General features: G+C 33.5%; 37 protein-coding genes and 2 tRNA genes. 29 read left to right on the forward strand and 10 right to left on the reverse strand.

Annotated elements, in window-relative coordinates; translation table 11 throughout:
* Nucleotide 1: 1 nt before the first annotated feature.
* The gene (locus JJ842_06125) at nt 2-448 is read left to right on the forward strand and encodes an N-acetyltransferase (protein ID MBO6971487.1); all 447 of its coding nucleotides are present in this window, start codon (nt 2-4) and stop codon (nt 446-448) included.
* Between the two features lie 11 nt (nt 449-459).
* Here the strand turns inward: JJ842_06125 and JJ842_06130 are convergent.
* Nucleotides 460-533, reverse strand: a tRNA-Arg gene (locus tag JJ842_06130).
* A 76-nt stretch (nt 534-609) separates the two neighbouring features.
* On the opposite strand from JJ842_06130, the gene recF reads away from it, so the two are divergent.
* Nucleotides 610-1,701, forward strand: a complete 1,092-nt coding sequence (recF, locus tag JJ842_06135; protein ID MBO6971488.1) for a DNA replication/repair protein RecF — start codon at nt 610-612, stop codon at nt 1,699-1,701.
* A gap of 51 nt (nt 1,702-1,752) precedes the next feature.
* A complete protein-coding gene (locus JJ842_06140) occupies nt 1,753-2,187 on the forward strand; it encodes an adenosylmethionine decarboxylase (GenBank protein MBO6971489.1) in 435 nt (144 codons plus the stop codon).
* 10 nt (nt 2,188-2,197) lie between these two features.
* Here the strand turns inward: JJ842_06140 and larE are convergent, their stop codons facing one another.
* Nucleotides 2,198-3,022: an ATP-dependent sacrificial sulfur transferase LarE gene (gene larE / locus JJ842_06145; protein MBO6971490.1), complete on the reverse strand. Its 825-nt coding sequence runs from the start codon at nt 3,020-3,022 to the stop codon at nt 2,198-2,200.
* Nucleotides 3,023-3,130: 108 nt separating this feature from the next.
* On the opposite strand from larE, the gene JJ842_06150 reads away from it, so the two are divergent.
* Complete coding sequence (locus JJ842_06150; protein MBO6971491.1) at nt 3,131-4,291, forward strand: cob(I)yrinic acid a,c-diamide adenosyltransferase; 1,161 nt, start codon at nt 3,131-3,133, stop codon at nt 4,289-4,291.
* A gap of 15 nt (nt 4,292-4,306) precedes the next feature.
* On the opposite strand, the gene JJ842_06155 is transcribed toward JJ842_06150, so the two are convergent.
* Nucleotides 4,307-5,452 carry a ThiF family adenylyltransferase gene (locus tag JJ842_06155; GenBank protein MBO6971492.1) on the reverse strand — a complete coding sequence of 382 codons (1,146 nt, stop codon included), beginning with the start codon at nt 5,450-5,452 and terminating at the stop codon, nt 4,307-4,309.
* 295 nt (nt 5,453-5,747) lie between these two features.
* On the opposite strand from JJ842_06155, the gene JJ842_06160 reads away from it, so the two are divergent.
* On the forward strand, nt 5,748-6,113 hold the full coding sequence (locus JJ842_06160) for a CAAD domain-containing protein (GenBank protein ID MBO6971493.1): 366 nt from the start codon (nt 5,748-5,750) through the stop codon (nt 6,111-6,113).
* Nucleotides 6,114-6,119: 6 nt separating this feature from the next.
* Here JJ842_06160 and JJ842_06165 read toward each other — a convergent pair whose 3' ends face one another.
* Nucleotides 6,120-6,998, reverse strand: coding sequence for a fructosamine kinase family protein (locus JJ842_06165; GenBank protein ID MBO6971494.1), 879 nt, complete (start codon nt 6,996-6,998; stop codon nt 6,120-6,122).
* 4 nt (nt 6,999-7,002) lie between these two features.
* Between JJ842_06165 and crtD the strand changes: the two genes are divergently transcribed.
* The gene (gene crtD, locus JJ842_06170) at nt 7,003-8,508 is read left to right on the forward strand and encodes a C-3',4' desaturase CrtD (GenBank protein ID MBO6971495.1); all 1,506 of its coding nucleotides are present in this window, start codon (nt 7,003-7,005) and stop codon (nt 8,506-8,508) included.
* On the opposite strand, the gene JJ842_06175 is transcribed toward crtD, so the two are convergent.
* Nucleotides 8,498-9,337, reverse strand: coding sequence for a prephenate/arogenate dehydrogenase (locus JJ842_06175; GenBank protein MBO6971496.1), 840 nt, complete (start codon nt 9,335-9,337; stop codon nt 8,498-8,500). The genes crtD and JJ842_06175 overlap by 11 nt on opposite strands.
* Before the next feature lie 96 nt (nt 9,338-9,433).
* Here JJ842_06175 and JJ842_06180 point away from each other — a divergent pair, with 96 nt between their 5' ends.
* Both JJ842_06180 and JJ842_06185 read left to right on the forward strand, forming a co-directional pair.
* Nucleotides 9,434-10,882 carry a DNA helicase gene (locus JJ842_06180; protein ID MBO6971497.1) on the forward strand — a complete coding sequence of 483 codons (1,449 nt, stop codon included), beginning with the start codon at nt 9,434-9,436 and terminating at the stop codon, nt 10,880-10,882.
* 29 nt (nt 10,883-10,911) lie between these two features.
* A complete protein-coding gene (locus JJ842_06185; protein MBO6971498.1) occupies nt 10,912-11,157 on the forward strand; it encodes a DUF2839 domain-containing protein in 246 nt (81 codons plus the stop codon).
* 2 nt (nt 11,158-11,159) lie between these two features.
* Here JJ842_06185 and recA read toward each other — a convergent pair whose 3' ends face one another.
* The 5 genes from recA to JJ842_06210 form a co-directional block, all read right to left on the reverse strand.
* On the reverse strand, nt 11,160-12,257 hold the full coding sequence (gene recA, locus JJ842_06190) for a recombinase RecA (GenBank protein ID MBO6971499.1): 1,098 nt from the start codon (nt 12,255-12,257) through the stop codon (nt 11,160-11,162).
* Nucleotides 12,258-12,369: 112 nt separating this feature from the next.
* The gene (locus JJ842_06195; GenBank protein MBO6971500.1) at nt 12,370-13,146 is read right to left on the reverse strand and encodes an HAD family hydrolase; all 777 of its coding nucleotides are present in this window, start codon (nt 13,144-13,146) and stop codon (nt 12,370-12,372) included.
* Between the two features lie 16 nt (nt 13,147-13,162).
* A tRNA-Gln gene (locus tag JJ842_06200) sits at nt 13,163-13,234 on the reverse strand.
* A 93-nt stretch (nt 13,235-13,327) separates the two neighbouring features.
* Nucleotides 13,328-14,335 carry a Fe-S cluster containing protein gene (locus JJ842_06205; protein ID MBO6971501.1) on the reverse strand — a complete coding sequence of 336 codons (1,008 nt, stop codon included), beginning with the start codon at nt 14,333-14,335 and terminating at the stop codon, nt 13,328-13,330.
* A 5-nt stretch (nt 14,336-14,340) separates the two neighbouring features.
* Nucleotides 14,341-14,817, reverse strand: coding sequence for an NAD(P)H-quinone oxidoreductase subunit N (locus tag JJ842_06210; protein MBO6971502.1), 477 nt, complete (start codon nt 14,815-14,817; stop codon nt 14,341-14,343).
* Between the two features lie 279 nt (nt 14,818-15,096).
* Here JJ842_06210 and JJ842_06215 point away from each other — a divergent pair, with 279 nt between their 5' ends.
* From JJ842_06215 to rpmJ, 21 genes are all read left to right on the forward strand, one after another.
* Nucleotides 15,097-15,750 (forward strand): 50S ribosomal protein L3, encoded by a 654-nt coding sequence (locus JJ842_06215; GenBank protein MBO6971503.1) that lies wholly within the window; start codon nt 15,097-15,099, stop codon nt 15,748-15,750.
* Nucleotides 15,747-16,379: a 50S ribosomal protein L4 gene (gene rplD / locus JJ842_06220; GenBank protein MBO6971504.1), complete on the forward strand. Its 633-nt coding sequence runs from the start codon at nt 15,747-15,749 to the stop codon at nt 16,377-16,379. The genes JJ842_06215 and rplD overlap by 4 nt, the downstream gene beginning before the upstream one ends.
* The gene (locus tag JJ842_06225; protein MBO6971505.1) at nt 16,376-16,678 is read left to right on the forward strand and encodes a 50S ribosomal protein L23; all 303 of its coding nucleotides are present in this window, start codon (nt 16,376-16,378) and stop codon (nt 16,676-16,678) included. Before rplD ends, JJ842_06225 begins: the two co-directional genes overlap by 4 nt.
* A gap of 12 nt (nt 16,679-16,690) precedes the next feature.
* Entirely contained in the window at nt 16,691-17,554 is an 864-nt protein-coding gene (gene rplB, locus JJ842_06230) for a 50S ribosomal protein L2 (GenBank protein ID MBO6971506.1), read from the forward strand.
* A gap of 37 nt (nt 17,555-17,591) precedes the next feature.
* Entirely contained in the window at nt 17,592-17,870 is a 279-nt protein-coding gene (gene rpsS, locus JJ842_06235) for a 30S ribosomal protein S19 (GenBank protein MBO6971507.1), read from the forward strand.
* Nucleotides 17,867-18,253, forward strand: a complete 387-nt coding sequence (gene rplV / locus JJ842_06240) for a 50S ribosomal protein L22 (protein ID MBO6971508.1) — start codon at nt 17,867-17,869, stop codon at nt 18,251-18,253. Before rpsS ends, rplV begins: the two co-directional genes overlap by 4 nt.
* On the forward strand, nt 18,253-18,984 hold the full coding sequence (gene rpsC, locus JJ842_06245; protein ID MBO6971509.1) for a 30S ribosomal protein S3: 732 nt from the start codon (nt 18,253-18,255) through the stop codon (nt 18,982-18,984). Before rplV ends, rpsC begins: the two co-directional genes overlap by 1 nt.
* Before the next feature lie 11 nt (nt 18,985-18,995).
* A complete protein-coding gene (gene rplP, locus JJ842_06250) occupies nt 18,996-19,478 on the forward strand; it encodes a 50S ribosomal protein L16 (protein ID MBO6971510.1) in 483 nt (160 codons plus the stop codon).
* Nucleotides 19,475-19,693, forward strand: a complete 219-nt coding sequence (locus tag JJ842_06255; protein MBO6971511.1) for a 50S ribosomal protein L29 — start codon at nt 19,475-19,477, stop codon at nt 19,691-19,693. Before rplP ends, JJ842_06255 begins: the two co-directional genes overlap by 4 nt.
* Before the next feature lie 9 nt (nt 19,694-19,702).
* Entirely contained in the window at nt 19,703-19,969 is a 267-nt protein-coding gene (rpsQ, locus tag JJ842_06260) for a 30S ribosomal protein S17 (GenBank protein ID MBO6971512.1), read from the forward strand.
* Complete coding sequence (gene rplN, locus JJ842_06265) at nt 19,966-20,331, forward strand: 50S ribosomal protein L14 (GenBank protein MBO6971513.1); 366 nt, start codon at nt 19,966-19,968, stop codon at nt 20,329-20,331. The genes rpsQ and rplN overlap by 4 nt, the downstream gene beginning before the upstream one ends.
* Nucleotides 20,332-20,688, forward strand: a complete 357-nt coding sequence (locus tag JJ842_06270; GenBank protein ID MBO6971514.1) for a 50S ribosomal protein L24 — start codon at nt 20,332-20,334, stop codon at nt 20,686-20,688. It begins immediately after the preceding gene.
* 74 nt (nt 20,689-20,762) lie between these two features.
* Nucleotides 20,763-21,302 (forward strand): 50S ribosomal protein L5, encoded by a 540-nt coding sequence (gene rplE, locus JJ842_06275; GenBank protein ID MBO6971515.1) that lies wholly within the window; start codon nt 20,763-20,765, stop codon nt 21,300-21,302.
* 9 nt (nt 21,303-21,311) lie between these two features.
* Nucleotides 21,312-21,713 (forward strand): 30S ribosomal protein S8, encoded by a 402-nt coding sequence (rpsH, locus tag JJ842_06280; GenBank protein ID MBO6971516.1) that lies wholly within the window; start codon nt 21,312-21,314, stop codon nt 21,711-21,713.
* A 12-nt stretch (nt 21,714-21,725) separates the two neighbouring features.
* On the forward strand, nt 21,726-22,265 hold the full coding sequence (gene rplF, locus JJ842_06285) for a 50S ribosomal protein L6 (protein MBO6971517.1): 540 nt from the start codon (nt 21,726-21,728) through the stop codon (nt 22,263-22,265).
* A gap of 13 nt (nt 22,266-22,278) precedes the next feature.
* Nucleotides 22,279-22,647, forward strand: a complete 369-nt coding sequence (locus JJ842_06290; protein MBO6971518.1) for a 50S ribosomal protein L18 — start codon at nt 22,279-22,281, stop codon at nt 22,645-22,647.
* A 16-nt stretch (nt 22,648-22,663) separates the two neighbouring features.
* Entirely contained in the window at nt 22,664-23,284 is a 621-nt protein-coding gene (gene rpsE, locus JJ842_06295; GenBank protein MBO6971519.1) for a 30S ribosomal protein S5, read from the forward strand.
* Nucleotides 23,285-23,289: 5 nt separating this feature from the next.
* Nucleotides 23,290-23,748 carry a 50S ribosomal protein L15 gene (locus JJ842_06300; protein MBO6971520.1) on the forward strand — a complete coding sequence of 153 codons (459 nt, stop codon included), beginning with the start codon at nt 23,290-23,292 and terminating at the stop codon, nt 23,746-23,748.
* Between the two features lie 29 nt (nt 23,749-23,777).
* Entirely contained in the window at nt 23,778-25,097 is a 1,320-nt protein-coding gene (gene secY, locus JJ842_06305; GenBank protein MBO6971521.1) for a preprotein translocase subunit SecY, read from the forward strand.
* The gene (locus JJ842_06310) at nt 25,097-25,645 is read left to right on the forward strand and encodes an adenylate kinase (protein ID MBO6971522.1); all 549 of its coding nucleotides are present in this window, start codon (nt 25,097-25,099) and stop codon (nt 25,643-25,645) included. The genes secY and JJ842_06310 overlap by 1 nt, the downstream gene beginning before the upstream one ends.
* A gap of 45 nt (nt 25,646-25,690) precedes the next feature.
* Nucleotides 25,691-25,807: a 50S ribosomal protein L36 gene (rpmJ, locus tag JJ842_06315; protein MBO6971523.1), complete on the forward strand. Its 117-nt coding sequence runs from the start codon at nt 25,691-25,693 to the stop codon at nt 25,805-25,807.
* Nucleotides 25,808-25,814 lie beyond the last annotated feature (7 nt).

The following is a 25,814-nucleotide window of genomic DNA, read 5'->3' on the forward strand; positions in this document are numbered from 1 at the left end:
ATTGCAATATTATTCTAAAAAAAAACTTATTCTTCCAGAAGGTTATTTTGTTGACTCTTCTCATATTCCACATGCCAGAGATGTTAATAAACTTTTAGCGAGTTGTGGTTGTGATTTGTTCCCAATAAAATCCCTTTCTGAGGCTATCAAGAAAAGTAATTTCTTTTTAACAATACAAAATAAATTAAAAAATAGATTATATGGCTTTGTAAGGGTTACATCAGACAGGGGATTAAATGCGAACTTATGGAATTTAAGTGCTGCTCCAGGTAATAATCAAGAACTTTTTTATTCAATTTTGCTTCAAGTAACTCTTGAGAAAATCAATAGAGAAATGCCTGGATGTAGTATCTCTGTACAAGCTCCAGTATCTTCATTTCAAAGTTTAGAGGCATGTGGATTCATACTAGATCCAAACGGAATAAGAGTAATGGGATATAAACTTTAAGAATCATCTTACGAGCATGGAGGGATTCGAACCCCCGACTCTCAGAACCGGAATCTGATGCTCTATCCAACTGAGCTACATGCCCTTTAATTTTTCAATTTCTTTAAAGAAAATATATACATACTAAACTTAGCTAGTTTATTAATGAATGCACAAAGAAAATTTTTTTAAATAAATTAAAAATCAAAAATTTTCGGAACCATAATAGTTTTGAAATTGACCTAAAAGAGCAAAGATTAATTGTTCTTGGTTCTAATGGTATTGGCAAATCAAATTTACTTGAATCAGTTGAATTTTTAAGTCAATTAAAATCTAATAGAGCATTGAGTGATAAAGATTTAATACAAAACAATAGTGATATGGCTGTAGTTTTAGGACAAATAGATTTTAGAGATGAATTAAAGTTGAATTTATTTCGAAAAGGTCCTAAAAAGATTTATGTCAATGAATCCATCTTAAAAAAGCAAAGTGAAATAAAAAATTACATTAGGAGTGTATGTTTTTGTTCTAATGATATTGATATTGTTAAAAGTGAACCCAGTTATCGGAGAATATGGATTGATAAAGTGGTTTCTCAGCTTGAACCAGTATATCAAGACTTGATAAATAGATTTAACAGGCTTTTAAAACAAAGAAGCCATTTTTGGCGTTCAGAAAGTTTCTTAAAAACTCAATCCTCAGATATTGTTGAAAGTTTTGACATCCAAATGTCAATAATAAGTACAAGAATTTTTAGGCGCAGAAGAAGGGCTTTATTAAAAATAAAACCATATGTTGAATATTGGCATAATCATTTGAGTAAATCTAAAGAGCAAATAGGCATAAATTATCTTTCTGGGATACAAAATATTAGTCCAGAAGAAGAGGAAGAGGAGGTTATTAGTAAGAAAATAGCAGAACAACTATTAAACCAGCGTTCTACCGAAGCATTGACGGGTAAATGTAATTTCGGACCTCATCGTGATGATATTGAGTTTTTAATTAATAATATTTCTGTAAGAAAATATGGTTCTTCAGGGCAGCAAAGAACTTTTATCTTGGCTTTAAAGATGGCTGAATTAGATTTATTAAATAAAACACTCAATGTCCCCCCAATACTTATATTGGATGATGTTTTGGCTGAATTAGATATAACTAGACAAAATTTGTTACTTAATTCTGTTGGCAAAGATAGTCAATGTTTTATAAGTGCGACACATCTGGATAAATTTAATCAATCTTTCTTAGGCTCTTCGCAAATAATTTATTTATAGTTTTAAAAGTAATGATTTTTAGCTAATCTTATACTCATATAAATTTCTTTAATGGTAGTTCCCAAAAAAAATCAAGTTTTACATTCGTTTAGTAATGATGAGAAATTAATTCATCAAAGTAAACACCTTTTGTTAGAACTTTATAGATGTGATTGCCAAAAATTAAATGATGAATCCTTTTTGCGCTGTACACTAAACAGGGCCGCGAAATTGGCAAAGGCAACAGTTTTGAATCTGATAAGCAATAAGTTTGAACCTCAAGGTGTGACAGCAATCGCATTACTCGCAGAATCCCATATTTCAATACATACTTGGCCTGAATCTAATTATTCTGCAGTCGATATCTTCACCTGTGGTCAAAATATGATGCCTGAACTGGCAAGTCAATACTTAATTGAATCTTTGAGAGCTGAAGAATATTCTTTGCGTATTATCGAGCGGAATCCGCCTGGAGGCGTGTTTAATGAGATTAGATCTTTTGTTTAACTTGCAGTAATTATCTATTTAATTTTCCGCTTATTAGGCCTTCAAGATCTAAACTTGTGCAATTAAAACCTAAAAGAGAAAAATATTCAACTAATTCACTAAAATTAAACTCGTTAAAAAAATTCTTTAATTCATTTTTGGGAATTTCTATTCTCGCTGTTGAGCCTTGGCATCTAACTCTAACCTCCGATAATCCACCCTCTTTCAGATATTCTTCTGCTTTTTCAACCATTTTTAGTCTCTCACTGGTTATCTCGTGACCATAAGGAAACCTTGATGATAAGCAAGGTTGAGCAGGTTTATCCCACCAAGGAAACCCTAATGCTCTGGATACATCTCTAATATCTTGTTTCGAGAATCTAAATTCTGCAAGTGGAGATACAACTCCTGCGTTTTTTGAGGCTTGTATACCTGGTCTGAAGTCTTTAAGATCATCCACATTTACTCCATCTAAAACAATCTTGTAATTCAGTTTTTTAGATAAGTAAGTTGTGTGTTTGTGAAGCTCCTTTTTGCATGCAAAGCATCTGTTCTTGGGATTTTTACTGTAACTTTGTTGGTCTAATTCTGATGTTTTAATTTCTAAATGCTTCACTCCGATCCATTTCGCTTGACTTCTCGCTTCTTCACGAAGAGTATTCGCTAATGCAGGAGAAATACCAGTAATTGCAATTGCTTTGCTACCTAATTGCTCAAATGCTAATGATGCTACCAATGTACTGTCTACACCTCCTGAATAAGCAATGCAAACACCATCAAGATTCTTAATGTATTTTCTAATTTTATAAAGCTTTTCACTTTGTTCATCAGAGAGGATTTCTAGTTGATTGAACATGCTAATTACTTTAAAATTCAAATTACCTATGAATAGGTTGAATTTATTATTAAATTTTTAATAATATTCTAATCTATATCTTAGATTAAATTTAATAACTTTGTTCAATTGACGAATACAAGTAGAAATAGAGGAATTGGAATTGTCACAGCAAGTGACAGCCAAGAGAGATCTAAAGGTCAATTACATATTTATGACGGAGAAGGTAAGGGTAAAAGTCAAGCTGCTTTAGGAGTAGTTCTTAGGACAATAGGTTTAGGAATATGTGAAAAAAGACAGTCAAGAGTTTTACTTCTAAGATTTTTAAAAGGTCCTGAGAGGTCATATGATGAGGATTCGGCCATAGAGGCTTTGCAAAGAGGCTTTCCACACTTAATTGACCACGTAAGGACAGGAAGATCTGAATTCTTTACTGCTGATGAAGTGACAAGATTTGATATTGGTGAGGCTGAGAGAGGTTGGAATATTGCCAAAGGAGCAATTGCCAGTTCTCTTTATTCTGTAGTTGTACTAGATGAGTTGAACCCAGTGCTTGATTTAGGAATGCTTGATATCGAGGAAGTAGTTGATTCTCTGCAAAGTCGTCCAGATGGATTAGAAATAATTATTACTGGAAGGGCAGCCCCTCCTTCTTTGGTGAGAATTTCGCAACTCCATTCGGAAATGAGACCACGTTTGACAGGAGACCTATCAAAATCAACTAAACAAAGTAGTTCTAGTGGTGGAATTGAGATATATACAGGTGAGGGAAAAGGTAAATCCACAAGTGCACTTGGGAAGGCTCTTCAAGCTATTGGCAAAGGAATATCTCAAGATAAAAGTCATAGAGTTTTAATATTGCAGTGGTTAAAAGGTGGGAATGGTTATACCGAAGATGCTGCCATAGAAGCTTTGAGAGAAAGTTATCCACATTTAGTAGATCATTTGCGCTCAGGCAGAGATGCGATCGTATGGAGAGGTCAGCAACAACCTATTGATTATGTTGAAGCTGAAAGAGCATGGGAAATTGCTAAAGCCGCTATTTTGTCTGGTTTGTACAAAACAATTATTTTGGATGAATTAAATCCAACTGTTGATTTAGAGCTGCTACCTATGGAATCAATACATCAAACGCTTTTAAAAAAACCAGCAGAAACCGAAGTTGTTATTACTGGGAGATGTAAAAATGAACCTTCGTACTTTGAACTAGCTAATGTTTACTCTGAAATGGTTTGTCATAAGCACTATGCAAATGTTGGAGTTGATTTAAAAAGAGGTGTAGATTACTAAATATTTTTAAAATTATTAATTGGACAATATTTTCTTTATCTTTTCAATTCCGCCTTCAATAGATCTTGACTGAATTTTAAATTGAGACAAGATTCTTGACGCTTTTTTAGAACGTTTCCCCGATTTACATATAGTGAAAACATCTTTACTTAAACTTTCTTTTTGAATAAATTTTAAGTCAGAATCTCTGTTCAACCTGCTTAAGGGAATTGATATAGATCCCTCTATTGCAGAAGTAGAAAATTCTTCATTTTCTCTAACATCAATTAAAAGAATTTTGTTTGGTTTTGCTTTGTATAAACTATAAAAGTCATTAGCATTAATAATTTTGATTTCATTATTTTTCTCACAATATTCATTGTTACTATAAAAGCCCTCAAACTGAGACAGATGTTTTATTTGTCTATTTAAAGGATCACATTTGAGATGTAATTTTTTCATGTTCATATTCAATAGATCAAAAATTAAAATCTTCCCATCTAAAATTTCACCTTTTTTCAAAATGATTTTGATAATTTCATTAACTTGAAGAATTCCTATTAAACCTGTTGAAACGCCTACAACCCCGTATTCTGCGCAACTAGGTGCAGCATTTTTTGACGGTGATTCAGGAAGTAAATCCCTCAAATTAGGACTATTTTTATTTAAATTAAAAACGCTAACTTGCCCTTCAAAGCCTTGGACACTTCCAAAGACTAGGGGTTTATTTAATATCAAGCATGAATCATTTATTAAATATCTTGTACCAAAGTTATCCGAGCAATCACAAATGACATCAAACCCCTTTATTGTTCCAAGAGCATTTTGAGGATTTATTCTCTCTGAAAAAGTTAATATTTCACAATTAGGGTTGAATTTTTTAATTCTTTCCCTGGCAGAATCAATTTTAAGATTGCCAATAGTATTTGTTTCATGAATAATCTGCCTTTGGAGATTAGACTTTTCCACTTGATCGTTATCAATTATTCCAATTCTCCCAATTCCTGCTGCTGCTAGATAAAGTAAAACTGAAGAACCAAGCCCACCTGCTCCAATGCATAATACTGAGCTGTTTTTAAGATTTAGTTGCCCCTCATAACCTATCTCTTTGAGATTGAAATGTTTTTGATATCTTTCTTCTTCATCAGAGTTTAAGAAATTAAATTTGATATCTTTGGACATTTCGATCCTTTAATTTTTGCAAGCTAAACTATGAAATCATAATAATTAAAATAAAAATTTTTAGCCTTTTAAAATTTTTTTATTACTGAGATTTATTAATGTTTTTGTTAGAACTAGATGATATTGTGAAGTTTTTATAAATCAATTTTAAGTTTAAATATCTTCAGAAACCATATATACCAAAGCTTCTAAAAAAATACAAAATGTTTCGGTTCGGAACTTTGCACAACAAAAAGGTAGTCAACAGACGTTTTTTCCGATACTGTCTGGTTCATATATTAAGTTTACTGAATTCATGAGTGATAACACTCCAGAGTCAAACCAAGACTCCGGCTCCGATACAAGCTCAGAAACCAAAAGTTTTTCAGAGAAGTACTCTGATGTTATGGGAAAAGTCAACGAAACCCTTGGTAATGTTGATTGGACTCAAATGGGTAAGTACGGCAAGGCGGCAGGCATAATTGCTGTTGTCGTGATAGCTCAGATTATAATTAAAGTTGTCATTGACACGATAAACTTTTTCCCAATTCTTCCTGGTTTACTAGAACTACTAGGCGTCATTGTCGTCGGTCAATGGAGCTGGCAAAATCTTCGTACCAGTGAAAATCGTGAAGCTGTTCTAGATAAGGTACAAAATCTTAAGAAGACATATTTAGGTTAGTTAAAATTACATATTAAGAATTGCTTTTACGTAATCTTGAACTTGTTTTAAGTACCCTCCTCCAAACATATTGGCGTGATTCAATATGTGATAAAAATTATAAATAATAATTCTTTTTTCAAATCCGTTTTTTATAGGAAAAATTCTATGATATTCTTCATAAAATTCTTTTCTAAAACCTCCAAATAGTTTTGTCATAGCTATATCTACTTCATTATCTGCCCACCAAGATGCAGGGTCAAATATAACCCCCTTTCCATTTTTGTCCATTCCTGCATTTCCTGACCATAAATCACCATGAACTAGTGCATTAATTGGTTTGTGATTTAGTAATTCTGATTTAATTTTTTCTTTAACTTTATTTATGATTTCTTTATCTAAAGTCTTTGATTTAAGACTTAATAATTGAGGTATTATCCTTAAGTTTAAAAAACAATCTACCCAATTATCTTCCAAGCCTTTTTTCTGACCTGTTGTACCGATAAAACCCTCAACTGGAAACCCAAACATTTTGGGATTAGATTCAGCTGATTTTAAGTGCAATTCACCTAAACCTTTTCCAAGCTTTTTTTGGTCAAAGTTATGCATATCTATCCATTCAATTAAAAGAATCTCTATATTTTTTATATTTTTATATGCAATAACTTCAGGAATAACTAAATTTTCTTGATTAATATATTTTCTCAAATTTTGAAGACAATATTTTTCAAATTCAAGAAATTTTTTGTTTCTTATGTTTCTTTTAAGAAATAACTTTTTGTTTGAAAAATCTATTCGCCAGGAACTATGAATATCACCACCATGGACTTGTTCAATACTTTTTGGATAGGTTTCACCTAATTCTTCACAAATTTCGTTAATTTCAATAGGTGATAATTTTTGCATTTTAATGAGAAAGTCTGAAGTTATTGTTGTAGGCGCTGGTATAGCAGGACTAACTTCTGCAGCGATTTTATCAAAGCAAGGCGTATCAGTGACTTTAATCGAATCTCATACTCAAGCCGGAGGATGTGCAGGTACTTTTAAAAGAAAGAATTATATTTTTGATGTTGGTGCAACTCAGGTTGCGGGTTTAGAGAAGGGAGGAATACATTCTAGAATTTTTGATTTTTTAGATATTCCATCCCCAGAAGCGACAATTTTAGATCCTGCTTGCATCGTTGATTTGAATGATGGTAGTAATCCTATAACTATTTGGTATGAAAAAAGTAAATGGATAGCTGAACGAGAAATGCAGTTTCCGGGGAGTCAAAGGTTTTGGAAACTTTGTACCCTCATACATGAAAGTAATTGGATATTTGCTAATAATAATCCTGTGTTACCAATCAGGAATTTTTGGGATTTTTCTCAACTTTTTAAAGCACTAGCACCTTCAAACCTTGTTACGGGTATTTTACTTAAATCTACTATTTATGATTTATTGCGGATATGTGGATTATCTAAGAATGAGCGCTTGATTAAATTCTTAAATCTTCAACTTAAACTTTATTCTCAAGAGGATGTTTATAATACAGCAGCATTATATGGATCTACTGTTCTTCAGATGTGTCAACAGCCACATGGTCTGTGGCATCTTAAAAAATCTATGCAGTCTTTAAGTGAATCATTAGAAAGTTCATTAATTAAAACTGGAGTAAATATAATTTTTGGACAAGAAGTTAATTCTATAACTTTTGACGATGTAAAAATGTGTTGGCAAGTATCTGCTAATTCGAAAAATAAATCATTTATTTACCAAGCAAAAGATGTGATTTATACCGCGCCTCCACAATCTTTGCTCAAGCATTTAAAACATCCTTTAGAGAGAAAAAAAAATTATAAAAATCGACTTAATAATTTGCCTGATCCAAGTGGAGCTGTAGTTTTTTATTCAGCTTTAAAAAAGGAACATATTCAAAAAACATTCTCCAATCATTATCAATTTGTTTCGAAAGAATTTTGTTCTTTATTTGTATCAATTAGTGATGATGGTGATGGAAGAGCGCCAGAAGGTGAGGTTACTTTAATTGCGAGTATCTTTACTAAGACTAAAGATTGGTTTGATCTAGATAAACAAACTTATTTAAAGAAGAAAAATGATTTCATGAAAAAAATATCGCTTGAATTGGAAAGTCAATTTGATATTGATCCTGAAAAATGGCTACATAGGGAATTAGCAACTCCATTGGGCTTTGAAAGATGGACAAAAAGACCTAATGGAATAGTAGGTGGGCTTGGTCAAAATCCAGATATTTTTGGTTTATTTGGATTATCAAGTAGGACACCTTTTGAAGGTTTATGGTTATGTGGAGATTCGATTTATCCAGGAGAGGGAACTGCAGGTGTTAGTCAGTCTGCATTAATGGTTTCAAGGCAAATTTTAGCTTCCAAAGGTATAGAAAATTTTAGTTTATAAAATTTTGTCTGTTCTCTTTTGCTTCAGCAAGTTTGTTAGAAAGTAACTCCCAATTATTTTCTTTAATAAGAGATTCCAATATATTCAGCTTATTTTTAAAACTATTTATGGAATTTAAAATATTAATTTGATTATTAATAGCTAAATCTAAGCCTAGTTGTTCATTGCCTCCGCCAACTCTCGAAGTGTCAGCAAATCCTGTAGCAGCTAATTTTTGCGTGAGATCTAATAAAGATTGATTATTTTTTGTTTGCGCAGTTTCAATGAGGGCAGAAGCTAAAAATATAGGCAAATGAGAAATTAGAGATACTGCTTCATCATGCTCTTTTGGCGAAGCTTGGCAAATTTCACAATCCATTGATTTTATGAGCTCGGAAATAGTTCTGATTGAATTTAAATCACTATTTTGTGTCGGGGTAATAATCCATTTTGCATTTTTAAAAAGACCTTCAAAACCTGAATCAACTCCTTTTTTTTCTGTCCCTGCCATTGGATGAGATCCAATAAATAGAGGATGTAAATTTTCCCATGTACTTACAATTGGTTCTTTTACAGAGCCTACATCAGTTAATATTGTTTCTTGAGGTATTGAAGCTACTAATTCTTTAGAAGGACTGATCAAATCTTTTAAAGGCAATGCCAAAATTATTAGCTCACATTTTTTTAATAAGCTCAGATCGCAGCTAACAAAATTTGCAAGTTTTTTATCCTTAGCTTTTTTTTCATTAAATTCATTATTTGCTATTCCATAAATTGTATGATTTAGAGTCTGGAGTTTTAATCCTAATGAACCGCCAATTAAACCTAATCCTACTATTCCAATTTTCATAGATTGATTAATTCAAGACCCTGTTATATTGATATCAATTTTTTTGTATATTAGGTTCATAAATTTTGTATTTATTAGATATTAAATTAATTATAAATGCTTGAAATTTTAAGTCATCAATATTTGAAAAATTTTTTGAGAGATCAAAGTATTAGTTGGGAGCACATATATTCTTTTGGGAGAATAATTTCTAAATGTATTGAAAATGATTCTACATATTTAATTAATTCAGAAATTTTCTCTAGCTATGATTGGTTACCTCCAATTTTGATTTCTTTATTTTTAAAGGAAGAAGATTCAACTTTTATTTTATCTAAAGAAAAAATTCAATTTATAAACCAATTTCAGATTGATTTATTGAGAAATTTAGGTTTTAATTTTATTTTGAAAAATGACCAATTTATTTTTGCTAATCATCATGTTCGTTTGATAACAATCCAAAATTTACTTAATGATCCTAATTCTCTTAATCTTAGAAATCATCGTATAGTTTATTCTGGAATTGAGGATATAAAAAAAGATTTAAAAGATCATTTTAGGATTTCTTTATTTAAAAAGGATTGGACAAAAGATTTTCAAGAATTTGAACTAATCAATCAAAAATTTATAAAAGTATATGATTCGTTGAAGAAAAAGTTCTTGATGAGAAAGGTATTAGGAAATAGTTATATCAATTTAAATGAAAATGAAATTAGTTTTTTTTCAAACTTTTTTCATGAAAATTCTTTTTTTTCGGATAAATTTTTAAGCGTTAACAAAGCATTATCTAAAGGTTGGGCATGCTGGGTAAAGTTAAACGATACAAATTTAGATTGGAACTTATATTTGCAGCCAATAGATGAACTTTCTCAAATTAAGGAATTTTTTTCAAATAATAAATTTGCTTTTTTATCAGCATTGAGAAAAGATAATTTTTTCCAAATGTATTTTAAAAAGCATAGTTTAAATATTGACTTGGTTATTAATTTTAAAAGTAATTTTGAAGAGAAAAAGATTTCATTATATATACCCTCTAAACAGTTGCTTCCAAATAATCCTCTTTATACCAGTTCAATCTTGGATAAATGCAAAAAGTTAATACTTTTTAGAAAGGGTTTAACTTTAGTTTTGTCTGATGATATTGATTTAAAAACTAACATTGCTACAGAGTTAGCTTCTGAGTACGGGAAGAGGGTATTACTAGAGACAATTCCTTCTGGTAAAAATGAAATTCTTTGCTCTAGTTATGACTGGTGGATTATTAATTCTTATTTAATTCAAATTCCAGAACAAATTATCATTCCTTTACTTCCGATTCCAAATTTGTCAGAACCTATTAATGCAATTACAGTCTCTCACAAAAAAAAGCTTTCTCAAGATTGGTTTAGAGACTTCCTTCTTCCTCAAGCTAGAATTAAACTTGAAAGATCTATTTCTCCTTTAAGAAGAAATTCCGGTAAATTAATAATTCTAGATGGAAGAGCAAATAAAAGAAACTGGGGAAGATTACTTTTGCAAAACATTCAACCCTCAAAACAAATTAACTATATGCTACCTTTTGATTAGGTTATGATTTTGTAAATAACTAAAGAAATATGGGAGAAGCAAAAAGACGAAAAACACTTGGGTTGCCTCCAAAAAAAAATAATACTAAAACTAACATTGATGACTCTCCAAAATTATTTGAATGGCTTCCCTTTACAGTCAATCAAAGAGATAACCTAATTAAATTAAGTATTAAGGCCAGTTGGTTTGGCATCGGAGGGTTAGTAATCTTATGGATTGTAGTGAGATTTATAGGCCCTGCTGCTGGGTGGTGGACTTTAGCTGATTCTTTATAAATCTAGGCTACTGTTTTTATATCATTAACAGCGATTGTATTAGCAGGATTGCTATTTAGAGCTTTCATTGAATTAGAACTGACTTCAGTCCCTTCTGTTAATTTATCTTTAACTATTGATTCTACTTTGTTCCTGATTTCTAAGTTTTGATCAAGCCAAATAATTGTATTATCTCTTCCTTGCCCAATATTTTCTCCTTCATAACTATACCAAGCCCCTCTCCTTATTATGATATTTGTCTCTTCTGCTAAATCTAATAAACATCCTGTTGTACTAATACCTTTTCCGAAGAGAATATCAAATTCTGCAATTCTAAATGGTGGTGCAACTTTGTTTTTTGCTACTTTCACTTTTGCTCTTATGCCATATTCTTCAGTACCTCTTTTAAGAGTTTGAATTCTTCTGATATCAAGTCTCACTGAGGCGTAAAATTTTAATGCATTACCTCCTGTGGTTGTTTCTGGATTGCCATATGTAACGCCAATTTTTAGGCGTAATTGGTTTAGGAATATTACCGTACATCCAGATTTGCCAATATTTCCTGTTATTTTCCTCATTGCTTGGCTCATTAGCCTTGCTTGGCTTCCAATTACATGATCTCCCATCTCTCCTTCTATCTCGGCTCTCGGGGTTAATGCCGCGACTGAGTCGACAACTACAAGATCTACTGCACTCGATCTTATAAGTTGATCAACTATTTCTAGCGCCATTTCACCTGTATCTGGTTGTGAAACCAACAAATTTTCAACATCAACTCCTAAAGAGGCTGCATAAACTGGATCGAGTGCATGCTCAGCATCCACAAATGCTGCTACTCCTCCATTCTTTTGGACTTCCGCAATCGCGTGAAGCGTTAATGTAGTTTTCCCTGAACTTTCTGGCCCGTAAACTTCTACTACTCTTCCTTTTGGATAGCCTCCTCCTAGCGCTAAATCTAAGGTGAGCGCTCCAGTAGATATTGTTTCTACTTTCATTCTTGAGGCGTCACCAAGTCTCATTATTGATCCTCGTCCAAAATTTCTTTCTATTTGACCTAAGACGAGACTCAGTGCCTTATCTTTTTCTTTTGATTCAGTTTTTTTCTTTTCTTCAAGGCTCATTGTTTAATTTATCGGTTAAAGTTCTTGTAGTTATTCTAAATTTGGAAATTTTTATTTAAACCAAACTTCATAAATACAAACTATAGTACATCTGTACTCTAGCTGATTATCTTTAAATTGCAACTAATTCTTCAAGGTTACATAATTTCAATAATTTGATTTCATTACTTAAATTATACTTATCTGTTTCTTTTAAATATCCCCAATCAGCTAGGAAGCATGGAATGTGAGAAGTTAATGAATTTTGTTTGATATCTATTAGAGTTTTTTTTCTATCTTCTATAAAGCCTAAAATTTCATAAGTTTCTGCAAGATTTTCAGCTATTTTGACTTTTGTCCCAGATTCATAACCGAAAGTGAATTCTGGAAAAATATTTAATTGTTGAAGAATTTTTTCTGCAAATATTTTACCTTTAGTTGTTATAACTCCAGTTTTTATTTCTCTTTTCTTTAATTCTTTCAAAAAATTTATAACTTCAAAAAATGGATTATGTAAATTTACCCACGATTTAAAATCTTTATCAATTTGGTACTTGCGAGACTTATCTAATATTTTTTGTAAATCTTCGGCAATCCATGAATTTTCATTTAATATCCTCTGGCAATTTTGATGATAATTATTAATGAAAATATCTTTATTATCATGTTTTAATGGATTTTCTGTTTTTATAATTTCGTGCACAATTAGAATCATTTCCCAACCGTATTTAACCCAAGGCCTAATTTCTTTGAAAGAAAATGGTACTGTTTTATAATGTTTTTGATCAACAGAGATGTAGGGTGAATTTAAATATTTTTCACAGGCTAATAAAGAACTATGCCAATATTCTTGCATTCCATCAACTATTACTCCATCAAAATCAAATAGAAATATTTTTTGAGAAGACACCGATTGATTATTAGAACTGGGCCGCTAGGATTCGAACCTAGGAATGTCGAGACCAAAACCCGATGCCTTACCACTTGGCGACGGCCCATTGATTTTTTATTTTAATACATGAAAAGATTTTTTTCTATCAAAAAAATTACAAAGTTTGTATAAACACGGGCATGTCTTTAAAAATAAAAAATTATTTGAATGAGCTCGATTTCCATGGCTCTAGAAATTTCTTAGCTTTTTTAATTGCTAAAGCCATTCTTTCAGGATACTCATAGAGTTTTTTGTTATTTTTGTGAGCAAATTCAATAAGGGGTTGCATAATTTTTCTTGCTGCACTTCCAAATGCTATTCCGTCTGGAAGATTTTTTGAATTCAAAAATTCATGAGTTTTTTCATTTGTTCCTCCTGCTAATTGAATTAATCCTGGAGGAAGATCTGAACCGATTTTTTCGAACAATTTAACAGCATCTCTACTTGTTGTAGGAGCAAGATCTCCAGACATTGGCCTTCCATCTAGCTGCCAAATAATTGGAATATCTAGCTCATTCAGAATTTCATATCTTTCCCAAAGTGCTTTCAAAAGATCTTCGGGCTCTTGTGCTTTTTTTAAAGATTGATTTAATCCACAACTAATAGATATCTTGTCTAATTTAATTCCAGAACTTTTAAGAATATTGACAACTTTTGTAAAAGAATCTAGGCGATTGATTTCTGTATGAATTTCTACTGCATCAGGCCTTATTTTTTGAAGTGTTGATGCTAAATCATTTTTTGATAAATTATATTCATATTCACTAATTAGATTCAGAGGACAACTATTTAAACATCTTCCACATCCATAACATTTACTCTCTTTAACTCCGAAATTATCAATTGCAAAGGTGGGGCATACCTTTTCGCATGGTCTTGGACAACTAGGTGGACATTTCAACGGATCAAATTCTGCTTTTCGAAAGTGGATATCATTACCATCACTAATACTTATCATTAATCCAGGGGAATTTTTAAAACCTTTTTTTGCCCAATCGATTCCTTTTTTTGCTGCATGCACTATAGATTCTTCTGCTGCAACATCTATGTAGTCGACACCAGCAGCAGTATAAATTGCACATAAATCTTCAATGGCAACAATATCTTCATTACTGGCACCACAAATTAACTTAATCCATTTATCTTTTTTATTCTTGGTTTTAATCAAAAAATTTAACTTTCAAATTCATCCAAAATATAATTACTCAATGGTTTCCATTCAAGTTTTCTTGAACCCCCCATTTCAACAACTATTGTTAGTTTATTATCGTTAGTGCAAATTTCTATTAAGCTCTCCAATTCAGATTGAGACAATACTTGACCTTCTAATAACCAAAGTAATTTATTTTTATCATTTTCATTAAATAACTCGGAAGCTTGTGGGATTACTTGTTGAACTTCCCCAAGGGCTCCGTTTCTTCCTACACTTTGATGACCAAGGTGAGGTGGCCTAACGCCATGCAATTTGAGCAAGAAAACTTCTGGATCTCCAAGCCCTCTTGCTGAAGTTATAAAAGTTTTAAAGCCTTTTGCCCTCATTCTCCTCAAGAGACGAGTTTCATAACCACCTTCAAGAGGAGCAAAGATTGCGAGACATTTGTTAGTTTTTAAATCGTTATGAAACTTTTTCCCTGTGAGAAGTAATGGCATAAAAATTTCCTTTATTTATATTTTATTTTATTTTATGGTACTTGATGATGTACAATTGTAACTCAGTGAATTTTTAAGCTTGCAAGCTAGCCTAGCCTCTGAAAAATTTCACATTTTTTAGCGTTTCGTTAAAAAACTCAGGTGGGTTTATCCCGAGAGAAACTATCTATTTTTTCAGATAAGTCTCGACCTAACTAATTGTTTTTTATTAACTTCACCTTAATAACTAAAGGGTTTAGATAATTGAAAAATTATTACGAGCTAGCCTAACTTAGTCTTATGTCTATCGGAATTTTAGGAAAGAAATTGGGCATGTCCCAACTTTTCGATGATAAAGGTAATTCTGTACCAGTTACTCTTATAGAGGCTGGACCGTGCCGTGTCACTCAATTGAAAACAACTGCTTTGGATGGTTATACAGCCGTTCAGATAGGTTATGGCTTGTCCAAAGAGAAGCATATAAGCAAGCCTGAAAAGGGACATTTGTTGAAATCAGGTGAAGAACTTTTAAAGCATTTGAAAGAATATAGGGTTGAAGAAACTTCATCTTATGAAATCGGAAAACAAATAACTGTAAATAACTTTGAGGTTGGTCAAAAAGTTGATATCAGTGGCAAATCTATGGGTAGAGGTTTTGCAGGTTACCAGAAGAGACATGGTTTTAGCAGAGGTCCTATGAGTCATGGTTCAAAAAATCATAGAGCACCAGGATCTACAGGAGCAGGAACAACTCCGGGCAGAATTTATCCAGGGAAAAGAATGGCAGGAAGATATGGAGGAAAACAGATAACTACCAAAGGATTGTTAGTTCTAAAAATTGATGATCAGAAAAATTTGCTTGTAGTAAAGGGTTCTGTCCCAGGTAAGCCCGGTTCAATTGTCAACATTAAGCCAAATAATGTTGTAGGCAAAAAAGGAGGTGAAAAATCATGACAACACTCGAAACTCTAAAGTGGGATGGTAAAAAATCAGGCAAAGTTACTCTTGATTTAGCAGTTGCTAAAGAAACTTCTTCGGCAGACTTAATGCATAGAGCAGTCCTTAGACAGCTAGCAAATAAAAGACAAGGGACAGCATCAACTTTGACAAGATCTGAAGTGCGCGGCGGCGGAAGAAAACCATACAAACAAAAAGGTACAGGAAGAGCTCGTCAAGGATCAATAAGGACACCCTTAAGACCTGGTGGCGGAATTATTTTTGGACCGAAGCCACGTTCTTACAATCTTGATATGAATCGTAAGGAACGTAGATTAGCTCTTAGAACAGCACTCATGTCAAGAGTTTCTGATATGAAGGCTGTTGAAGACTTTGGATCTACTTTAAAGCAGCCTAAAACAAGTGACATCATTAATGGTCTTGCTCGATTAGGTATACAAAAAACTGAAAAAGTTTTGGTTATTCTTGATAGTCCTTCCGATATTATAAAAAAATCCATTAATAATATCGAGAAAGTAAAATTAATCGCCGCCGATCAATTAAATGTATTTGATATTCTCAATGCCAATAAATTGGTAATAGGTCAATCAGCGATAGATAAAATTCAGGAGGTTTATGCATCATGAGTAAATTATTCGATTCTCGTTTAGCCGATGTAATTCGAAAGCCTGTTATTACTGAGAAAGCTACGAATGCACTAGATCTTAACCAATATACTTTTGAAGTAGATCATAGAGCGGCTAAACCACAAATAAAGGCAGCTATTGAAGCCTTGTTCAGTGTTAAAGTCATTGGAGTTAACACTATGAATCCTCCTAGGAGAACAAGAAGAGTCGGGAAATTTTCCGGTAAACGTTCTCAGGTCAAGAAGGCAATTGTACGTCTCGCTGAAGGAGACAAAATCCAACTATTTCCAGAATCTTAAGGAGTTTTAATCATGGCAATACGTAAATTTAAACCTTATACACCTGGCACTAGGCAGAGAGTAGTTACTGACTTTAGTGAAATAACAAGTGCAAAACCTGAAAGATCACTAATAGTTTCAAAACATAGAGTTAAAGGCAGGAATAATCGTGGAGTTATCACTTGTCGTCATCGTGGAGGTGGTCACAAAAGGCAGTATAGATTAGTCGATTTTAGAAGAGATAAAAGAAATATCAACGCTAAAGTTGCAGCTATACACTATGATCCTCATAGAAATGCAAGGTTGGCACTTTTATTCTACGAAGATGGAGAGAAAAGATATATTATCGCTCCAGCAGGAGTAAAAGTCGGACAAAATGTCATTTCTGGAGAAAGTGTTCCAATTGAAGATGGAAATGCAATGCCGCTTTCTGTTATGCCATTAGGATCTAGTGTTCATTGTGTTGAGTTATACGCAGGTAGGGGTGCACAAATGGTCAGATCCGCAGGAGCTAGTGCTCAAGTTATGGCGAAAGAGGGAGATTATGTTGCTTTAAAACTCCCATCTACTGAAGTAAGACTTGTAAGAAAAGAATGCTACGCAACTCTTGGTGAAGTAGGTAATTCTGAAATAAGAAATACGAGCTTAGGTAAAGCAGGAAGAAGAAGATGGCTTGGAAGAAGGCCTCAAGTAAGAGGTAGTGTAATGAACCCATGTGATCATCCACATGGAGGAGGAGAGGGAAAAGCACCAATTGGTAGAGCAGGCCCAGTTACTCCATGGGGTAAACCAGCTCTTGGGTACAAGACACGTAAAAAGAACAAACCAAGTAACAAATTAGTTGTTCGAAGACGCCGTCGCGTTTCTAAGAGGAGTAGAGGAGGAAGAGACTCTTGATTACTTCATTTATTATTTCAATTTCTATTACATAATCATGGGACGTTCACTAAAAAAAGGACCTTTTATAGCAGATAGTCTGCTCAAGAAGGTAGAAAAACAAAATACTGATAATGACAAGTCCGTTATCAAAACTTGGTCGAGATCCTCTACGATTTTACCTTTAATGATTGGTCACACAATCGCCGTGCATAATGGCAAGACTCACATTCCAGTATTTATTACTGAACAAATGATTGGTCATAAACTTGGTGAATTTGCTCCTACACGCACTTACCGAGGTCATATAAGAGATAAGAAAGGAGCAAAATCATGACAAAAACACCTGAAACAACAAAAACAGCAATTGCTCATGGGAATTATGTTCGCGGTTCAGCCTCTAAAGTGAGAAGAGTTTTGGATCAAATAAGGGGTAGGTCTTATAGAGAGGCATTGATTATGTTGGAATTTATGCCTTACAGATCTACAGACCCCATCACTAAAGTTCTGAGATCTGCGGTTGCCAATGCCGAACATAACCTTGGAATGGATCCATCCACCTTAGTTATTTCTTCTGCATGGGCTAATAGTGGTCCAGTAATGAAAAGGTATAGGCCCAGAGCTCAAGGTCGAGCTTTTTCAATTAAAAAACAGTCTTGCCATATCAGTATTTCTGTTGAATCTGCTCCTACTCAAACTAATGCGGAGGTACAAAACTAATGGGACATAAAATACATCCTTCTGGACTAAGATTAGGAATTACACAAGAGCATCGCTCTAAGTGGTTTGCTACTTCTAAAACATATCCAATTCTTCTCCAAGAAGATTTTAAAATTCGTTCCTTTATACAAAAAAAATATGTAGCAGCAGGAATTAGCGATGTTTTAATAGCTAGAAAAGCTGACCAACTGGAACTTGAATTAAAAACAGCAAGACCAGGCGTTATAGTTGGAAGACAAGGAAGTGGGATTGAAGAATTAAGATCTGGCATTCAAAAAACTATAGGTGATAGAACAAGGCAAGTTAGAATAAACGTCGTAGAAGTTGAACGCGTAGATGCTGATGCCTTTTTACTAGCTGAATATATTGCGCAACAACTTGAAAAAAGAGTCGCCTTCAGAAGAACTATAAGGATGGCCTTACAAAGGGCTCAAAGGGCTGGAGTTTTAGGTCTTAAAATTCAAGTTGGGGGAAGGTTGAATGGTGCTGAAATAGCTAGAACTGAATGGACTAGAGAAGGTAGAGTTCCATTACATACATTGAGAGCTGAAATTGATTATGCAACACGTGAAGCTAATACAACTTACGGTGTTCTAGGCATTAAAGTTTGGGTTTTCAAAGGTGAAGTTCTTCCTAAAGAAGAACAAACTATCCCTGTGGGTGCGAGCCCTAAGAGGAAAGCTAGTAGAAGACCTCAGCAATTTGAGGATCGTTCAAATGAGAATTCATAGGAGGTATAAAAATGCTTAGTCCAAAACGTACTAAATTCCGTAAACAACATAGAGGCAGAATGAGGGGTGTGGCCTCAAAAGGTAATACTATCGCATTCGGTCAATTTGCTCTCCAAGCTCAAGACTGTGGCTGGGTAACTGCACGTCAGATTGAAGCAAGCAGAAGGGCAATGACCAGATATATCAAACGTGGTGGTCAAATCTGGATAAGAATATTTCCTGATAAACCTGTAACCATGAGACCTGCAGAAACCAGAATGGGTTCTGGTAAAGGTAATCCAGAGTTTTGGGTCGCAGTTGTAAAACCTGGAAGAATACTTTTTGAAATGGGTGGTGAGGATATCACTGAGGAAACTGCAAAGGAAGCTATGCGTCTGGCTCAATATAAACTTCCTGTAAAAACTAAATTTATCTCTATTGATAAAAATCAAGAAAATTCCTCCCAAGAAAATACAAAAAATAGTAAAAAATCTCAAGAGGAGGTTAAACAATGAAAAACTCAGAGTCACTTAAGGAATTTAAAAAATTAAATTCTGAACAAATTACTGAAAAGATTGACCAATTACGAAAAGATCTTTTTGATTTGAGATTCAAGCAAGCTACAAGACAGCTCAATGAAACTCATAAATTTAAAATTATCAAGAAACAAGTTGCGCAATTACTCACTCTCAGTAAGAGTCAATCTGCTTCTAAAACAACTTCTGATTAATTATTAGTTATGGCACTTAAAGAAAGAATTGGTACTGTTGTCAGCGACAAAATGGATAAAACAGTTGTTGTTGCGGTTATTAACAGATATCCACATCCCACTTATAAAAAAATTGTAAGTAGAACTACACGATATAAGGCGCATGATCCAGAAAATACATGTGTTTTAGGTGATCGAGTTAAAATTAGAGAAACTAGACCGCTCAGTGCTCATAAAAGATGGGCAGTTGAAGAGATTCTCAATAAAACAATTCAGGCTAAGGAGGTTAAAAAATGATTCAACAAGAAACTTATTTAACAGTTGCCGATAATAGCGGAGCAAAAAGACTCCAATGTATTAGGGTTTTAGGTTCTAATAGAAGGTATGCGCATGTCGGAGATGTAATCGTAGCAACTGTAAAAGATGCACTACCTAACATGGGAGTTAAGAAATCTGAAGTTGTTAAAGCTGTTATTGTCAGGACTAAAGCAACATTAAGAAGAAATACTGGTAATTCAATCAGATTTGATGACAATGCAGCAGTATTGATTAATGAAGATAAGAATCCAAAAGGTACGAGAGTCTTTGGTCCTGTAGCCAGAGAACTGCGGGATAAAAATTATACAAAGATTGTTTCTCTTGCTCCGGAGGTGATTTAAATGTTGGATTCATTAAAGCAAAAGAAAAATTTCCAGAGAATAAAAATGAGAATTAAAACTGGAGATTTGGTAAAAGTAATTAATGGCAAAGAAAAAGGGAAAACTGGTGAGGTTTTAAAAACTATCCCTCTTGAAAATAGAGTAGTTGTAAAAGGAATTAACCTTAGGACTAAACATGTCAAACCAACTCAGGAAGGAGAAACTGGAAGAATACTTACAGAAGAAGCATCTTTACATGCATCAAATGTAATGTTCTATTCAAAGGATAAAAATCTTACAAGTAAGATTGAATACTTTATTGATAAAGAGGGGGTTAAGAAAAGAAGATTGAAGAAAACTGGTGAAGTAATTGATTAATTTTTCATCAGAAACCGGATTTCAACTTTTTCTAATTTATCAATTCTGACAAAGACCAGAATTAACAAAAAATTATGACTCTAAAAAATCGCTACAAAGAATCAATAAGACCAAAACTTTTAAAGGACCTTGGTCTTAAAAATATTCATCAAGTACCTAAAGTTGTCAAAGTCAACGTTAACAGAGGACTTGGTGAGGCAGCTTCAAATTCGAAAGCTCTAGAAGCCTCTTTAAATGAAATGGCAACAATTACAGGACAAAAGGCCCTTGTAACTAGGGCTAAAAAAGCTATCGCGGGTTTTAAAATTCGTGAGGGCATGCCGATTGGTTGTACTGTCACTTTAAGAGGAGACAGGATGTATTCCTTTTTGGAGAGATTTATAAATCTAGCTCTACCAAGAATAAGAGACTTCAGGGGAGTTAACCCAAAAAGTTTCGATGGTAGAGGGAATTATACCGTTGGAGTGAAAGAGCAATTGATTTTTCCTGAAATCTCTTTTGATAAAATAGATTCAATAAGAGGTATGGATATAACTATTGTCACTAGTGCAAAATCAGATCAAGAAGGTAAAGCTCTTTTGCAGGAGTTAGGAATGCCTTTTAGTAAGAATTAAATTAAAACTATGTCAAATCACGATCCTATTTCAGATATGCTTACTCGAATTAGAAATGCGAGTCAAAAAAAGCATACAACCACAGCAATCCCAGGTTCAAAAATGTCCTTAAGTATCGCCAAAGTGCTTCAAAAAGAGGGATTTATTTCTGATATTAATGAGGAAGGTGAAGGTTATAAATCACAAATAATACTCGGTCTCAAATATAGTGGTAAAAATAAATTTCCTACTATCCGATCTATGCAAAGAGTTAGTAAACCTGGTTTGAGAATATATAAAAATACTAGAGGTTTACCAAAAGTCCTTGGAGGTCTTGGAGTTGCCATAATTTCAACTTCTAAGGGCGTTATGAGTGATCGCGATGCTAGAAAGCAAGGTATTGGCGGTGAAGTCCTCTGCTATGTTTATTAAGGAGAATTAATCATGTCAAGAATCGGAAAAACACCAGTACTTATTCCAGAGAAAGTTACAGTTGATTTTGATGGATTAACAGTTACAGTGAAGGGCCCAAAGGGTGAGTTAAAACGTCTCATGCCTGAGGGAGTTAGTTTTGATAAGAAAGATAACACTGTTGTCGTAAGTCCTACTACAACCAAAATATATTCAAGGCAGAGACATGGTTTATGTAGAGCCTTAATTGCAAATATGGTTGAAGGGGTTACTCAAGGTTTTTCAAAGAAACTAGAAATTGTTGGCGTTGGATCAAGAGCACAAGTAAAAGGTAAAAACCTAGTTGTTAGTGCAGGATATAGTCATCCTGTAGAAATGATCCCCCCTGATGGTATAACATACAAAGTTGAGAGTAATACAAACGTTACCGTATCTGGAATTGATAAGGAAATTGTTGGTAATGAAGCAGCAAAAATCAGATCAATTAGACCTCCAGAGCCATATAAAGGAAAAGGAATTAAATACCATGACGAGAGAATTCTCAGAAAAGCTGGTAAATCTGGCAAAAAATAATTGAATTAAAAAAATGACCAAACTTTCCAGGAAATTACAAACCCAAAAAAGACATAGAAGATTAAGGAGATTCTTAATTGGAGATGCAACGCGTCCTAGATTATCTGTTTTTCGCTCTAATAACCATATTTATGCTCAGGTCATAGATGATAGCTCTCAAAAAACTATTTGCTCAGCTTCAACTATTGATAAGGAACTGAGAGAAAAATCTGAGAAATTATCTGCTGATTGTAATTCTTCTTCCATTGTTGGAAAATTATTAGCAAAGAGAGCGATAAAAAAAGGTATTAAGCAAGTAATTTTTGACCGTGGAGGTAACTTATATCACGGTAGAGTAAAGGCACTTGCAGACGCTGCTCGTGAAGCTGGCCTAGAATTCTAACTCTTAATTTTTTACTATGACTGACACTCCAACCAAACAAGAAATTCAATCCAAGAACGATAACGTTCCTGGAGCTATGCCCGTAGAACAAAAAAAGAATAATCGTAATGATAGAAAAAGAGGTAGAAAAGGTGATTCGAAAAATCTAGAGAGAGATTCTGATTGGCAAGAAAGGGTTGTTCAAATTCGACGCGTTTCTAAAACTGTTAAAGGTGGAAAAAAAATGAGCTTTAGAGCAATTGTTGTTGTGGGAAATGAGAAAGGCCAAGTTGGAGTTGGAGTTGGTAAAGCAGGGGATGTCATAGGTGCGGTGAGAAAGGGAGTTTCAGATGGCAAAAAGAATCTTGTTAGGGTTCCTTTAACTCCAAATAATTCAATACCTACTTTATCTAAGGGTCGAGATGGTGCTGCTAATGTACTAATTAGACCTGCTGCCCCAGGTACAGGTGTAATTGCTGGTGGTTCAATAAGAACAGTTTTAGAATTAGCCGGCATAAAAAATGTCTTAGCAAAAAGATTGGGTAGTAAAACACCATTGAATAATGCAAGAGCTGCTATGGTGGCTCTTTCTCAATTAAGAACACACAAATCCGCCTCAAGGGAAAGAGGCATCTCACTTGAACAGCTCTATTCTTGAAAATTATGACTTCAACATTAAATACACTTAAATCAAACTCTGGTTCGAGAAAGAAAAAATTAAGAAAGGGAAGAGGTATTGCAGCCGGTCAGGGTGCATCATGTGGTTTTGGAATGAGAGGACAAAAGTCACGTTCTGGCAGACCTACACGCCCAGGTTTTGAAGGAGGTCAAATGCCTCTTTACAGAAGAGTTCCAAAATTAAAGCATTTTGAAATAATTAATCAAAAGAATTTTTCGATAATTAATTTAGAAAAATTAAATGAATTCAAAGAAAACGATACTGTTAACCTAGACTCATTAGTGAAGAAAGGATTGATCTTCAAGCCAAAATTTCCTTTAAAAATTCTTGGAAATGGAAATATTAATGTAAAACTAAAAGTCCAAGCTCACGCATTCACAAAAGTCGCAAAACAAAAAATTGAGGACGCTGGTGGATCCTGCGAGCTTATAAATAGTAAATAAATTTATTAAAAATATGAGAAAGCTTCAAAATGTTTGTCAACAAAAGTAGAAATCCTAACGCTTCTGAAATACTCTCCCAGTTATTTTTAAATAAAGAGCTAAGGAGTAGAGTTTTAACAACTTTAGGTCTTCTTCTTTTAGTAAGACTTGGCATCTACATTCCTATGCCTGGTATTGACAGAGTTGCTTTCAAAAGTTTCATAGATCAAGGTGGTCAATTAATAGGTTTTTTAGATATTTTTACTGGCGGAGGAATTTCAACCTTAGGAATATTTGCATTAGGCATACTTCCTTTTATTAACGCATCAATTATTATTCAGCTTCTCACAGCTTCATTGCCTGTTCTTGAAGATTTACAAAAAAATGAAGGAGAAGCGGGTAGAAGAAAAATTGCTCAGATAACTAGATATGTGTCTTTGGGGTGGGGTTTTTTGCAGAGTATTATTTTTTCTTTAATTCTTAGACAATATGCTATTCAGGGTATTAGTGAAACTACATTTGTTTTGCAAACATCCATTGCCCTAGTTACTGGCTCAATGTTGGTTATGTGGTTTAGTGAGATTATCACTGAGAAAGGGATAGGTCAAGGAGCTTCATTAGTAATTTTTTTAAATATTGTTTCGACTTTACCCAAGGCTTTAAGTTCAACTATTGAAAAAGCTCAAACTGGCGATCGAGGAGATGTTTTAGGGATAGTGGTTTTGCTTGGAGTGTTTTTATTGACAATTGTTGGGATAATTTTTGTCCAAGAGGGAGCAAGACGTATTCCTATTGTTAGCGCAAAAAGGCAAATAGGAAATTCAACATTACTTCCAACTAGACAAAGTTATTTGCCTTTGAAATTAAATGCAGGAGGAGTTATGCCCATTATATTCGCATCTGCTTTAATTTTTTTGCCAATAACTATTGCAAATGTTACGGGTAATCCAGTTTTAATCAAATTAGCGAGTAGTTTAAATCCTGGATCATCTAATCCATGGCCATATGCTTTGACATTCTTCTCCTTAATTTTGGGATTCTCATATTTTTATGCATCTCTAACAATTAATCCAGTAGATGTAGCTTCAAATTTAAAGAAAGGAGGAGTAGCTATACCGGGAGTAAGACCTGGAACTAATACAGCCAAGTACTTATCTGGGATACAAAATAGATTGACTTTGTTAGGAGGATTATTTTTGGGATCAGTAGCTATAATTCCAGCTGCAGTTGAGAGAGCTACGAATGTCCAAACTTTTCAAGGATTAGGGGCAACTTCGCTACTTATTCTTGTGGGTGTTGCTATTGATACTGCTAAGCAAATTCAAACTTATGTTATTTCTCAAAGGTATGAGGGATTAATTAACAATTAATGAAAAAACATTTATTATTTTTAGGAGCTCCTGGCGCAGGGAAAGGGACTCAGGCGGAATTACTAAGTCAAACTAATTCTTACTTGCACTTATCTACAGGTGAATTATTAAGAAAAGAAATAGAAATGAATACTCTTCTTGGTAAACGAGTAAAAGATATCATTAATCGGGGGGAACTAGTTAGTGACGAACTTGTGTTAAAAATAGTAAAACAAAATTTAGATAAGGATAATAATGGTTGGATTTTAGATGGCTATCCAAGAAATTTATCCCAAGCAAATTCACTAAATAAGGTCTTAATTGAAATAAATCAACCTTTAGAAGTTGTTTTTTACTTAGATATTCCCGAAGAAGTTTTAATTAAGCGCTTACTTTTAAGAGGGAGAAAAGACGATACTGAAGAGACCATTAGAACAAGAGTTGAAATATATAAAAAAACTACTGAACCATTAATTCAATATTTTAAAGATCTTTCACTGCTTGAGTATATTGATGCAGATAGAGATTTAAAAACCATTTCTCATGAAATCAAACTAAAAATGGCTTGATGATGATGTAGAATAAAGTATTAACGTTTTATTTGTTAAACCCCTATGAAGGTCAGATCTTCAGTCAAAAAAATTAGTCCTGACGATCAGATCGTGAGGAGAAGAGGTAAAATCTATGTTATTAACAAGAAAAGACCTCGCAATAAACAGCGTCAGGGTTAACTTTAAA

Source organism: Prochlorococcus marinus CUG1433, assembly GCA_017644425.1.
GTDB classification, from domain to species: domain Bacteria; phylum Cyanobacteriota; class Cyanobacteriia; order PCC-6307; family Cyanobiaceae; genus Prochlorococcus_A; species Prochlorococcus_A marinus_U.